This window comes from Pseudomonas sp. IT-P74 (assembly GCF_949768175.1).
In the GTDB taxonomy this organism is placed as follows: Bacteria; Pseudomonadota; Gammaproteobacteria; order Pseudomonadales; family Pseudomonadaceae; genus Aquipseudomonas.
This window is the reverse complement of the sequence record NZ_CATKQD010000044.1, coordinates 244,456-257,421: the sequence shown is the minus strand read 5'-3', so window position 1 is coordinate 257,421 and position 12,966 is coordinate 244,456. Positions and strand designations below refer to the sequence as shown.

General features: G+C 61.1%; 10 protein-coding genes and 1 tRNA gene. 9 read left to right on the top strand and 2 right to left on the bottom strand.

What is annotated here, in order from left to right; translation table 11 throughout:
- The first annotated feature begins 72 nt into the window (after nucleotides 1-72).
- From ACM6J5_RS19595 to ACM6J5_RS19585, 3 genes are all read left to right on the top strand, one after another.
- Nucleotides 73-149 (top strand) — tRNA-Met (locus tag ACM6J5_RS19595).
- Nucleotides 150-428: 279 nt separating this feature from the next.
- On the top strand, nucleotides 429-3,071 hold the full coding sequence (mprF, locus tag ACM6J5_RS19590; protein ID WP_414929182.1) for a bifunctional lysylphosphatidylglycerol flippase/synthetase MprF: 2,643 nt from the start codon (nucleotides 429-431) through the stop codon (nucleotides 3,069-3,071).
- Complete coding sequence (locus ACM6J5_RS19585; protein WP_414929181.1) at nucleotides 3,071-4,366, top strand: AcvB/VirJ family lysyl-phosphatidylglycerol hydrolase; 1,296 nt, start codon at nucleotides 3,071-3,073, stop codon at nucleotides 4,364-4,366. Before mprF ends, ACM6J5_RS19585 begins: the two co-directional genes overlap by 1 nt.
- A gap of 176 nt (nucleotides 4,367-4,542) precedes the next feature.
- Here the strand turns inward: ACM6J5_RS19585 and ACM6J5_RS19580 are convergent, their stop codons facing one another.
- Nucleotides 4,543-6,444 (bottom strand): potassium transporter Kup, encoded by a 1,902-nt coding sequence (locus tag ACM6J5_RS19580; RefSeq protein ID WP_095943907.1) that lies wholly within the window; start codon nucleotides 6,442-6,444, stop codon nucleotides 4,543-4,545.
- A 293-nt stretch (nucleotides 6,445-6,737) separates the two neighbouring features.
- On the opposite strand from ACM6J5_RS19580, the gene rimO reads away from it, so the two are divergent.
- From rimO to tsaA, 6 genes are all read left to right on the top strand, one after another.
- On the top strand, nucleotides 6,738-8,075 hold the full coding sequence (gene rimO / locus ACM6J5_RS19575) for a 30S ribosomal protein S12 methylthiotransferase RimO (RefSeq protein ID WP_008052161.1): 1,338 nt from the start codon (nucleotides 6,738-6,740) through the stop codon (nucleotides 8,073-8,075).
- A gap of 112 nt (nucleotides 8,076-8,187) precedes the next feature.
- Nucleotides 8,188-8,661, top strand: a complete 474-nt coding sequence (locus ACM6J5_RS19570) for a GNAT family N-acetyltransferase (protein WP_095943906.1) — start codon at nucleotides 8,188-8,190, stop codon at nucleotides 8,659-8,661.
- A gap of 186 nt (nucleotides 8,662-8,847) precedes the next feature.
- Nucleotides 8,848-9,558 (top strand): rRNA pseudouridine synthase, encoded by a 711-nt coding sequence (locus ACM6J5_RS19565; RefSeq protein WP_150673130.1) that lies wholly within the window; start codon nucleotides 8,848-8,850, stop codon nucleotides 9,556-9,558.
- A gap of 75 nt (nucleotides 9,559-9,633) precedes the next feature.
- Nucleotides 9,634-10,104, top strand: a complete 471-nt coding sequence (locus tag ACM6J5_RS19560) for a DUF1456 family protein (protein WP_046816549.1) — start codon at nucleotides 9,634-9,636, stop codon at nucleotides 10,102-10,104.
- A 231-nt stretch (nucleotides 10,105-10,335) separates the two neighbouring features.
- Nucleotides 10,336-11,106 carry an SDR family oxidoreductase gene (locus tag ACM6J5_RS19555; protein WP_057716145.1) on the top strand — a complete coding sequence of 257 codons (771 nt, stop codon included), beginning with the start codon at nucleotides 10,336-10,338 and terminating at the stop codon, nucleotides 11,104-11,106.
- A gap of 187 nt (nucleotides 11,107-11,293) precedes the next feature.
- A complete protein-coding gene (tsaA, locus tag ACM6J5_RS19550) occupies nucleotides 11,294-11,992 on the top strand; it encodes a tRNA (N6-threonylcarbamoyladenosine(37)-N6)-methyltransferase TrmO (RefSeq protein ID WP_414929180.1) in 699 nt (232 codons plus the stop codon).
- A gap of 183 nt (nucleotides 11,993-12,175) precedes the next feature.
- Here tsaA and fpr read toward each other — a convergent pair whose 3' ends face one another.
- Nucleotides 12,176-12,955: a ferredoxin-NADP reductase gene (gene fpr, locus ACM6J5_RS19545; RefSeq protein ID WP_008054100.1), complete on the bottom strand. Its 780-nt coding sequence runs from the start codon at nucleotides 12,953-12,955 to the stop codon at nucleotides 12,176-12,178.
- Between the last annotated feature and the right edge of the window lie 11 nt (nucleotides 12,956-12,966).

Here is a 12,966-nt window from a genome sequence, read left to right as displayed (position 1 = left end):
ACATTTATTTGACCTGCTTCAGGATTAACGGTTGACACCCCGGCGTTTCTCTATAGAATGCCGCCACACAGACGCGGGATGGAGCAGTCTGGTAGCTCGTCGGGCTCATAACCCGAAGGTCGTCGGTTCAAATCCGGCTCCCGCAACCAAACATCAAAAAAGGCTACTCGAAAGAGTGGCCTTTTTTGTATCTGTTGAAAAAGTCCTTTCGCAACAATGGCCTGTCACTGTGTAGCGAGCTATTCGGGGTCCCCCATGCGCCGAGGCGCCGACTATGCTCCATCACAGCCGGAAGCCTCCACGACTGATAACGCGCCGCCCCTGTTGCCGGGTGATAGGCGTTAATATTTGTGATTATTTTTTTCTACAGGGATTGGTAACTTGGCTGGATACCTCCATCCTGTCGCGCACAATCCAAGAGGTGATTGATGCGCGCCAACTCGTCTGATTCACAAGACACTGTCACAGCGACACAACCGATCAATGCCGAGCGTTTGCGCCTGCTTGATCGATTGAGCAAGTACCGTCAACCCATTGGTCTGGCGGTCACCCTGCTGCTGTTCGCGATCGCGCTGATTGCCTGTCGCCACCTGTTGAGCGAACTCGACCTTGACGCGCTGCACGACTCGATCCTCGAGATTCCGAAACCTGCCTTGATGGGCGCACTGGGCGCGACCGTGGCGGGCTTCATCATTCTGCTCGGCTACGAATGGTCGGCCAGCCGCTATGCCGGGGTGAGCCTGGCACCGCGTGAGCTGGCGCTGGGTGGGTTCACGGCCTTTGCCATCGGCAACGCCATCGGTCTTTCAATGCTGTCGGGCGGTTCTGTCCGCTATCGCCTCTATGCCCGCCATGGCCTGGGAGCGGCTGAAGTCGCCCGCATGACGTTGTTCGCCAGCCTCTCGCTGGGTTGCGCCCTGCCACCGCTGGCTGCCCTGGCGACGCTCAGCGACCTGCCAGCGGCGTCCTCCGCCCTGGGACTCTCCCAGACGTTGTTGGGCGTAGTGGCGACCGCCGTGCTCGTACTGTTTTCCGGGTTGGCCATCGGTATCTACCGTCGTCGGCTGCCGGATCAGCCTTACCCGGACAACCTGCTGGTCAGGGTCGGGCGTCGTACCTTGCGGCTGCCCGGGCGTCGACTCACGTTCCTGCAATTGGTCATCACCGCCCTGGACGTAGCCGCCGCCGCAACCGTGCTCTATCTACTGCTGCCGGAAACACCGCCCTTCGGTGCGTTCCTCCTGGTTTACCTGCTTGCTCTGGCCGCCGGCGTGCTCAGCCATGTGCCGGGCGGCGTCGGAGTGTTCGAGGCGATTTTGCTGGCGGCGTTTTCCGATACCCTTGGCGCTGCGCCACTGGCGGCCGCCCTGCTGCTCTATCGCTTGATCTACGTGGTCCTGCCCCTGCTGGTGGCCTGCCTGTTGTTACTGATCAATGAAGGCCAGCGCCTGTTCCAGACGCGCCAGACGTTACGCGCAGCCTCAGGCCTGGCGGCTCCGATACTGGCGGTGCTGGTATTCCTGTCCGGCGTTGTCCTGCTGTTCTCCGGCGCCACCCCGGAAATCGATACCCGCCTGGAGCACATCGGCTTTCTGATTCCCCATCGACTGGTCGATGCTTCGCACTTCGGTGCCAGCCTGGTCGGCGTGCTTTGCCTGTTGCTGGCCCAGGGGCTGCGTCGCCGACTGTCGGCCGCGTGGATGCTGACCACCATTCTGTTGCTGGTCGGCGCCCTGCTCTCGCTGCTCAAAGGCTTCGACTGGGAAGAAGCCAGCCTGATGGTGCTGACAGCGAGCCTGCTCGGGGTATTTCGCCGCTCGTTCTATCGCCCCAGCCGCCTGACCGAACTGCCGTTCTCGCCGCTGTATCTGGTGTCCAGCCTGTGCGTACTCGGTGCGTCGATGTGGCTTCTGCTGTTCGCCTATCAGGACGTTCCCTACAGCCACCAACTCTGGTGGCAGTTCACTCTGGACGCCGACGCCCCTCGCGGCCTGCGTTCGCTGCTCGGGGCTGCCGTGCTGCTGGTGGTGGTGTCCCTGACCTGGTTGTTGCGCACCGCGCGTCCGGTCATTCACCTGCCCACGCCCGACGAACTGGAGCGCGCCAGCAAGATCCTCATGGCATCGGCCCAACCGGATGGCGGCCTGGCCCTGACCGGTGACAAGGCGCTGCTATTTCACCCCAATGACGAAGCCTTCCTGATGTATGCCCGTCGCGGCCGCAGCCTGGTAGCGTTGTATGACCCGATCGGCCCGGGCCAGCAACGGGCGGAAATGATCTGGCAGTTCCGCGACCTGTGCGACATCCACCACGCCCGTCCCGTGTTCTATCAAGTGCGCGCCGAGAACCTGCCGTACTACATGGACATCGGCCTGACCGCGATCAAGCTCGGCGAAGAAGCCCGGGTCGACCTCAAGCGTTTTGATCTCGAAGCCAAGGGCAAAGAGATGAAGGACCTGCGCTACACCTGGAACCGTGGCACCCGGGACGGCCTGTCCCTGGAAATCCATGAGCCGGGGCAGGCACCGATGGATGAGCTCAAGGTGATTTCCGATGCCTGGCTGACCGGCAAGAACGTCCGCGAGAAAGGCTTCTCGCTCGGCCGCTTCAGCGATGACTACCTCAAGCATTTCCGCATCGCGGTGATTCGCTTTGAAGGACGCCCGGTGGCGTTCGCCAACCTGCTCGAGACCTACGGCCACGACCTGGCCAGCCTCGACCTGATGCGCGCGCACCCGGACGCCCCGAAGCTGACCATGGAGTTCATGATGGTCGGCCTGATTCAGCATTATAAAAACCATGGATACGCGCGTTTCAGCCTGGGCATGGTGCCGTTGTCGGGGTTGCAACCCCGTCGCGGCGCGCCATTGACCCAGCGCCTGGGCTCGATGGTATTCCGCCGTGGTGAGCAGCTGTACAACTTCCAGGGCTTGCGCCGCTTCAAAGACAAGTTCCAGCCTGATTGGGAACCCCGTTATATGGCCGTGCCCGCCGGACTCGATCCGCTGGTTGCGCTGGCCGACACTGCCGCCCTGATCGCGGGCGGCTTGACCGGATTGGTGAAACGCTGATGATTCAACGCTCCTTGCGGTATGTATTGGGCACGCTGGTGATAGTGGCCCTGATTCTCGGTGGCGGTTTCTGGTACCTGAAACGCCCGGCACCGGAACCGACCCTCCAATTGCTGACCCCGGCCGATGGTGCGGCCATGACCCGCGTCATCCCCGGCACCACGCCACACGCCCAAGTGCTGGTGGCGGTCAACGAAGACCAGAAACTCAGCGACAAGCAATTGATCACCCTGAGCCGCAGTGGTTCGGCGCAAATTGTCCAGGTGATCCTGCCCAAGGACTGCCTGCTGCAAAGCCGTGCCCTGCAATCGGGACTGCGGGAACTCAAAGGCCCGGCGACCCTGGTCAGCGGCATCGGCCCTGGCGCCGTGCTGGCCTGGCGCTGGTTGTCCGAGCAAAAGGACGACAAGGCCTACGCCGTCTCGGTCGACCTGGCCCTGGAAAAGGGCGGCTGCACGCACCTGTTGCCGAAAAGCGCCGCCCACGGCCACTGGCTGGCGGCGTGGAACGACAATCCGGACGATACCAGTGCCGGCTTCGTGCGTGACCAACCGAACGCCGAAACCAGCATCAGCGACTACGACATCAACCTGCCGCAAGTGCTGAACAACGAACTGCGCAAGATCCTCGTCGGCGGCGACAAAGCTGCGGGCGGCCTGCAGATTCCGGTGGTCGAAGTGCCGGCGGGCCAGGCCAGGGACACCGTGACCCTGTTCCTTTCCGGTGACGGCGGCTGGCGCGACCTCGACCGCGACGTGGCGGGCGAAATGGCCAAGATCGGCTACCCGGTGGTCGGCATCGACACCCTGCGCTACTACTGGCAGCACAAGAGCCCGGAACAAAGCGCGCTGGATCTGGCTGAACTGATGCAACACTACCGGCAGAAATGGGGCACCAAGCGCTTCATCCTGACCGGCTACTCGTTCGGCGCCGACGTACTGCCGGCGATCTACAACCGTCTGGCCGAGTCGGAGCAGCAACGCGTCGATGCGATCATCCTGCTGGCCTTCGCCCGTACCGGCAGCTTCGAGATCGAAGTCGAAGGCTGGCTCGGCAATGCCGGCAAGGAAGCCGCCACCGGCCCGGAAATGGCCAAGCTGCCAGCCGCCAAAGTGGTGTGCATCTACGGCGAAGAAGAAACCGACGAAAGCGGCTGCACCGACAAGACCGCGGTGGGTGAAGCCATCAAGCTGCCTGGCGGCCACCACTTCGACGAGAACTACCCGGCGCTGGCCAAGCGTCTGGTGGATGTGATCGAGAAGCGGCAAGCCAAAGAAGCAGAAGCTCAAGAGTGATCTGAGCCTCGCTGAAGAAAAGCCCCCGCCATCTCACGATAGCGGGGGCTTTTTCATTCAACGCCACAAATCCCTGTAGGAGCGAGCCTGCTCGCGATGGTCTTCAACGATAACGCTGAACACCTGACACCTGACACCCAGTGGTGATCTCAGGTTCATCGCGAGCAAGCTCGCTCCTACATCTCCACCTGCGTCCCCAGTTCAATCACCCGGTTCAGCGGCAGATTGAAGAAACGCAGATTGCCGTTGGCGTTCTGCAACATGAACGCAAACAACGCCTCACGCCAGCGGGACATGCCTTCGAGCTTGGAGGCGATGACCGTTTCGCGGCTGAGGAAGTAGGTGGTGCGCATCGGGCTGAAGTCCAGCTCTTCGAGATGACACAGTTTCAACGCCTTCGGTACGTCCGGCTCGTCGGTAAAGCCGAAATGCAGAATTACCCGATAGAAACCTTCGCCGTAGGCATCGACCTCGAACCGTCGTGTTGGCGGCACCCGCGGGATGTCTTCGTACACCACCGTCAGCAGCACCACTCGCTCGTGCAGCACCTGGTTATGCAGCAGGTTGTGCAACAGCGCGTGGGGTACGGCATCCGGCCGTGCCGTCAGGAACACCGCAGTGCCCTGAACACGATGTGGAGGCTGTACGGCAATGCTGCTGATGAAGATCGGCAGCGGCAAGCCACCCTCATCGATACGCTCGACAAGCAACTGCTTGCCGCGTTTCCAGGTGGTCATCAACACAAACAGCGCGAAACCGGCGATGACCGGGAATGCACCGCCCTGAACGATTTTCGGCACGTTGGCGGCGAAGTACAGGCCATCCACCAGCAGGAAACCGAGCAACAGCGGAACGGCGAGAAGCGGTGGCCATTTCCACAACAGCAAAATCACGGCCGACACCAGGATGGTGGTCATCAGCATGGTCCCGGTCACCGCCACACCGTAGGCCGAGGCCAGGGCGCCGGAGGATTCGAAACCCAGCACCAACAACACCACGCCGACCATCAGCGCCCAGTTCACCGCGCCGATGTAGATCTGGCCCTGTTCGGCACTGGAGGTGTGCCGGATGTGCATGCGCGGAATGTAACCGAGCTGGATCGCCTGACGGGTCAGGGAAAACGCACCGGAAATCACCGCTTGCGAGGCGATCACCGTGGCCAGGGTCGACAGGCCGACCAGCGGGAGCAATGCCCAGTTCGGTGCCAGCAGATAGAACGGGTTACGGGCAGCTTCCGGGTCACCCAACAGCAAGGCACCCTGACCAAAATAGTTCAACACCAGCGCCGGCAGCACGAGGATGAACCAGGCACGAGCGATCGGCTTGCGGCCGAAGTGGCCCATGTCCGCGTACAGCGCTTCGGCACCGGTCAATGCCAGTACTACAGCGCCGAGAATTGTCACGCCCATGCCCGGGTGGTCGATGAAGAAACGTACGCCCCACACCGGGTTCATCGCTTGCAGGACTTCCGGATGCTGGCTGATGCCATAGACGCCCAATGCACCCAGCACAAGGAACCAGGTGACCATGATCGGCCCGAACAGAATGCCGATGCGCGCCGTGCCGTGACGCTGGATCAGAAACAACGCGACAAGTACCACCAGTGACAGCGGCACGACCCAATGGTCGATGCCTTCGAAGGCCAGCCCCAGGCCTTCAATCGCCGACAGTACGGAGATCGCCGGGGTGATCATGCTGTCGCCATAGAACAACGCCGCGCCGATCAGTCCGCAGACCACCAGCAACATGCGCAATTTGGCGTGCCCCGCCGCCGCCCGCCGGGCCAGCGCGGTCAAGGCCATGATCCCGCCTTCGCCCTGGTTGTCGGCGCGCAGTACGAACATCATGTACTTGATCGACACAACCCAGATCAGCGACCAGAAAATGAGTGCCAGGATCCCCAGCACGCCGTCATGGTTGACCGGTACGCCATAGCCACCGGAAAACACTTCCTTGAGGGTGTACAATGGACTGGTGCCGATATCGCCATAAACCACCCCGACTGCCGCGACCAGCATGCCGATCGGCTTGACCGCCGAATGCTCGGCACCTGCAGCCTGACTACTTGCCTGACCCATCCACCACTCCTGATTCTAAGACCCGGGCTTCTTTCAAAGAAGCACTATGCTTTGTCGTGCAGCATGCGCTGTTTTACTTCACGTTACAGACGTTTTGTTGACTGTAAAAAAACAGTAAAGCGTAACGGCGCGAAGCATAACGCAGCACTCGTCGTATTTCCCTGCATAAAGCTGGTCAAGTGAACGACTCATCGCTAGAATTGCGCACTTTTTGATCAGAGGCGCCGTTCAAGCGCCCGTCCGTCGGTTTTGCCCTGCCCGGCAAGCGGCGTCACAAAATACCGAGGTTAGACATGTCCACCACTCCTGCGCCGGCCAATCCAAAGGTTGGCTTCGTATCCCTGGGTTGCCCCAAAGCACTGGTCGACTCCGAGCGCATCCTTACCCAGCTGCGCATGGAAGGCTATGACGTGGTGTCCACCTACCAGGACGCCGACGTCGTAGTAGTCAACACGTGCGGCTTCATCGATTCAGCCAAGGCCGAGTCCCTGGAAGTGATCGGCGAAGCCATCAAGGAAAACGGCAAGGTCATCGTGACCGGCTGCATGGGCGTCGAAGAAGGCAACATTCGCAACGTACACCCGAGCGTGCTGGCCGTGACCGGCCCGCAGCAGTACGAGCAAGTGGTCAACGCCGTGCACGAAGTCGTGCCGCCGCGCCAGGACCACAACCCGCTGATCGACCTGGTGCCGCCACAAGGCATCAAGCTGACCCCGCGCCACTACGCGTACCTGAAGATTTCCGAAGGTTGCAACCACAGCTGCAGCTTCTGCATCATCCCGTCGATGCGCGGCAAGCTGGTCAGCCGTCCGGTCGGCGACGTGCTCGACGAGGCCCAGCGCCTGGTCAAGTCCGGTGTCAAGGAACTGTTGGTGATCTCCCAGGACACCAGCGCCTACGGCGTGGATGTGAAATACCGCACCGGTTTCTGGAACGGCGCGCCGGTGAAAACCCGCATGACCGAACTCTGCGAAGCCCTGAGCACCCTCGGCGTCTGGGTGCGCCTGCACTACGTTTATCCGTACCCGCACGTTGACGAGCTGATCCCGCTGATGGCCGCCGGCAAGATCCTGCCGTACCTGGACATCCCCTTCCAGCACGCCAGCCCGAAAGTGCTGAAGTCGATGAAACGCCCGGCCTTCGAAGACAAGACCCTGGCCCGCATCAAGAACTGGCGTGAAATCTGCCCGGACCTGATCATCCGTTCGACCTTCATCGTCGGCTTCCCGGGTGAAACCGAAGAAGACTTCCAGTACCTGCTGAACTGGCTGACCGAAGCCCAGCTCGACCGCGTCGGCTGCTTCCAGTACTCGCCGGTAGAAGGTGCACCGGCCAATGACCTGGACCTGGAAGTCGTCCCGGACGACGTCAAGCAGGACCGCTGGGAGCGCTTCATGGCGCACCAGCAGGCCATCAGCTCGGCGCGCCTGCAAATGCGCATCGGCCGTGAGATCGAAGTGCTGGTCGATGAAGTCGACGAGCAAGGCGCGGTGGGCCGCTGCTTCTTCGATGCCCCGGAAATCGACGGCAACGTATTCATCGACAACGGTAGCAACCTCAAGCCGGGCGACAAGGTCTGGTGCAAAGTGACCGACGCCGACGAATACGATCTGTGGGCAGAACAGATCTAAACGCAAAAAATACGCAAAGCCCCGCTCTCTAGACGAGATGCGGGGCTTTTTTACGGCTATCGTTTTAGGTTGAAAGGATTCCTATCAACCACTGCACAAGAGGCAGACGGGCATGCGTCAGCATTCGGTCATCCACACGCCGAAACTCGGCGACTACGAAGAATTGACCCGGGTCTGGGAGGCCTCGGTCCGCGCCACCCATGATTTTCTGCCCGACAGCTATATCGAACTGCTGAAGAACCTGGTGCTGACCCGCTACCTCGATTCGGTGATGCTGATCTGCACCAAGGATTCGAACCAGCGCATCACCGGGTTCGCCGGTGTCGCGGCCGGCAAGGTTGAAATGCTCTTCATCGACCCTGACCATCGCGGCCAGGGCCTGGGCAAGAAATTGCTGCGCTATGCCCTGGAACACCTGAACGCCTATGAACTGGACGTCAACGAACAGAACCCGCAAGCCCTGGGCTTTTACTTCAAGCAGGGCTTCGAGGTCATCGGTCGCTCGGAAGTCGATGGCATGGGGCAGCCGTATCCGTTATTGCACATGCGTATGCGTCAAAACCAGCAGCGCTCACAACAGGCCTGACGCCATAGAAACCTGTGGGACTTGGCCTGCCAGCGATTGCATCATCCTGGTGTATCTGACAAACCGTAGCGTCTGCATCGCTGGCAGGCCAGCTCCCACAGGAAATGCAACCGCATTGAAATGGAACCGGGATTAACCGGCGCCAGGCAGGTACAATGCCCACCCCCTTTTTGTTACGGCCCTGACATGACTGACCCGATTCGTCTCTCCAAACGCCTCATCGAACTCGTCGGCTGTTCCCGTCGGGAGGCTGAGCTGTTCATCGAGGGCGGCTGGGTCACCGTCGACGGTGTGGTCATCGACGAGCCGCAATTCAAGGTCGAGACCCAGAAAGTCGAGCTTGATCCCGAAGCCAAGGCCACCGCGCCGGAACCGGTGACTCTGCTGCTGAACGTGCCAGCCGGCATGGACGCAGACACCGCCATGGCCACCCTCGGCGCCGAGACGCTGAGCGAAGAGCACCGCTACGGCAAGCGACCGTTGCGCGGGCACTTCCTGCGCCTGACCGCCAGCACCGACCTGCAGGCCAACGCCAGCGGTCTGCTGGTGTTTACCCAGGACTGGAAAATCCTGCGCAAACTCACCGCCGACTCCAGCAAGATCGAGCAAGAGTATGTGGTCGAGGTTGAAGGCGAAATGGTGGCCCACGGCCTGAACCGCCTGAACCACGGCCTGACCTACAAGGGCAAGGAGTTGCCGGCGGTCAAGGCCAGCTGGCAGAACGAGAACCGCCTGCGCTTTGCCATGAAGAACCCGCAGCCGGGCATCATCGCCCTGCTTTGCCAGGCGGTCGGCCTCAAGGTCGTCGCCATCCGTCGCATCCGCATCGGCGGCGTGTCCATCGGCAAAGTGCCGGTGGGGCAATGGCGCTACCTGTCCGGCAAAGAGAAGTTCTAAGGCTTTTCTCGCCGCCACACATTTCGGCGCCGCGCCTGGCCGCGACGCCCACAGCTGAATATCAGGACTGCACACATGATTCATAACGACGTACTGCGCAGCGTGCGCTACATGCTCGACATCAGCGACAAGAAAGTCATCGAGATCATCAAGCTCGGCGGCATGGACGTGACCCTGCCGGACCTGCTGACCTACCTCGACAAGAAAGAGGAAGACGAGGAAGGTTTCGTACGCTGCCCGGACGAAGTCATGGCGCACTTCCTCGACGGCCTGGTGATCTTCAAGCGCGGCAAGGACGAAAGCCGTCCGCCGCAGCCGATCGAAGTGCCGGTGACCAACAACATCATCCTGAAAAAGCTGCGGGTGGCGTTCGAGCTCAAAGAAGACGACATGCACGCGATCCTCAAGGCCGCCGAGTTCCCGGTGTCCAAGCCTGAGCTGAGCGCACTGTTCCGCAAGTTCGGCCACACCAACTATCGCCCGTGCGGCGACCAGTTGCTGCGCAATTTCCTCAAGGGCCTGACCCTGCGCGTTCGGCCGCAATAAACCTCAGGCTGATTGCTACCCCTGTAGGAGCGAGCTTGCTCCGGGCGGCGTTCCGACGATGGACTCAAGAGCGCCGTGTTTAGCCAGTAAATACGCGTTATCGTTACCGACCATCGCGAGCAAGCTCGCTCCTGCCAGGGCCGAATGGCTTCCCATTCCGCACAAAAATAGTGGCTCCGCTTCTGGCGGCTGACGACTAGGGTGTAAAGACCTCAGCTCTCAGGATTTGCCATGCATCCCTACTTTTCCCTGCAAGGCCGCACCGCCCTGGTGACCGGCGGCACCCGTGGTATCGGCAAGATGATCGCCAAGGCTTATGTCGAGGCGGGCGCCACCGTGTACGTCTGCGCCCGCGACGTCGAAGCCTGCCAGCAAACCGCCGACGAACTCGGTGCACTTGGCCGCTGCCGCGCCATCGCGGCGAACCTGGCCACCGAAGAGGGCGTCCTGCAACTGGCCACGCGCCTGGGCGAGCAGATCACACATCTGGACATCCTGGTGAACAATGCCGGCACCACTTGGGGCGCACCGTTGGAGAGCTACCCGATCAAGGGCTGGGAAAAAGTCATGCAGCTCAACGTGACCTCGGTGTTCAACTGCATCCAGCAGTTCCTGCCCCTGCTGCGTAAGGCCGGTTCCGAAGCGAATCCGGCGCGGATCATCAACATCGGATCGGTGGCCGGGATTTCCTCCTTCGGCGAGCAGGCGTATGCCTACGGGCCGAGCAAGGCTGCGTTGCATCAACTGTCGAGGATTCTGGCGCGGGAGCTGGTCAGCCAACACATCAACGTCAACGTGATCGCGCCGGGGCGTTTTCCGAGCAAGATGACTCAGCACATTGGCAATGATGAGCAGGCACTTGCACAGGATACGGCGCTGATTCCAATGAAGCGCTGGGGGCGCGAGGAAGAGATGGCAGCGCTGGCGATCAGTCTGGCGAGTACCGCAGGGGCCTATATGACCGGGAATATCATTCCGCTGGATGGCGGGTTCAGCCTCTGAAATCGGCAGTGCGGCTTTCGCGAGCAGGCTCGCTCCCACAGGGGATTTGTGGTGGACAGAAAACGGAAGAGCGCCCCCGAATCAATGTGGGAGCGAGCCTGCTCGCGATAACGGGCTGACCGGCGCCACCGGGCCAGAGGCCGTGTGGGTTATCATGCCAGCCTTAATTCCACCTCGACCCCAAACCATGACCTACAGCGTTTCCCCCATCGGCTTCGTGCGCTCCTGCTTCAAGGAAAAGTTCGCCATTCCGCGCCAACCGCAACTGGCCCCGGCCGCCCGTGGGGTGCTGGAACTGGTGGCGCCGTTCGATCAAGGGGACGCGGTACAAGGTCTGGAGCAAGTCAGCCATGTGTGGCTGTTGTTCCTGTTCCACCAGGCCCTGGAGGAAAAGCCTCGCCTGAAAGTCCGCCCTCCTCGCCTCGGCGGCAATAAGTCCATGGGTGTATTCGCCACCCGCGCCACCCACCGCCCCAATGGCATTGGGCAGTCGGTGGTGAAACTGGACAAGGTCGAAGCCGGCCGGTTGTGGATCTCGGGCATCGATCTGCTGGATGGCACACCGATTCTCGATATCAAACCCTACGTGCCCTACGCCGACATCATCGACACAGCCTCTAACAGCATCGCCAACGCCGCGCCGCAACTGATTCCCGTGCAGTGGACGGGCACAGCGCTGCAACAGGCTCACAAGCATGCCCAACGCCTTGCAGAGCCTTTGGTCGAGTTGATCGAGCAGTGCCTGGCGCAGGATCCGCGCCCGGCCTATCAAACCCCTGCGCCCGAGCGGGAGTACGGCGCACAGTTCTGGGATGTCGATGTGCGCTGGCATTACCCGACACCGGAGCTGATACGCGTGCTGGAAGTCATTCCCGCAAAAGGCTGAACGCCGGAAACGAATAAGCCCGCATGACCTTCCCAAGTCATGCGGGCTTTTCAGTTGCGCTGCAAATCTACTGTAGGAGCGAGCCTGCCCGCGAAAAACCTGAGGACGCCGCTGGGTATCAAGCTTCTCGCGTTATCGTTGACCTCCATCGCGAGCAGGCTCGCTCCTACAAGTGACCTGCGGTCACTTCTCGACGAACGCTCGCTCGATCAGGTAATCACCCGGCTCGCGCATCCGCGGCGAAACCTTCAGGCCGAAGCTGTTCAGCACTTCGCTGGTCTCGTCGAGCATGCTCGGGCTGCCGCACAGCATGGCGCGGTCGTCCTGCGGGTTGATCGGTGGCAGACCGATGTCGCTGAACAGCTTGCCGCTGCGCATCAGGTCGGTCAGGCGACCTTCGTTCTCGAACGGCTCGCGGGTCACGGTCGGGTAGTAGATCAACTTGTCACGCAGCGCGTCACCGAAGAACTCGTTCTGCGGCAGGTGCTCGGTGATGAACTCGCGGTAAGCGACTTCGTTGACGTAACGCACGCCGTGGCACAGGATCACTTTTTCGAAACGCTCGTAGGTTTCCGGGTCCTGGATAACGCTCATGAACGGCGCCAGACCGGTACCGGTGCTGAGCAGGTACAAATGTTTGCCAGGCTTCAAGTCATCCAGTACCAGCGTGCCGGTAGGCTTCTTGCTGATGATGATCTCGTCGCCTTCCTTCAGATGCTGCAACTGCGAAGTCAGCGGACCATCAGGCACCTTGATGCTGAAGAACTCGAGATGCTCTTCCCAGTTCGGGCTGGCAATCGAGTAAGCGCGCATAAGCGGGCGGCCGTTGGGCTGTTGCAGGCCGATCATCACGAACTGACCGTTCTCGAAGCGCAGGCCCGGATCACGGGTGCACTTGAAGCTGAACAGAGTGTCGTTCCAGTGGTGAACACTGAGGACACGCTCGTGGTTCATGTTGCTCATGTACGTGGGAC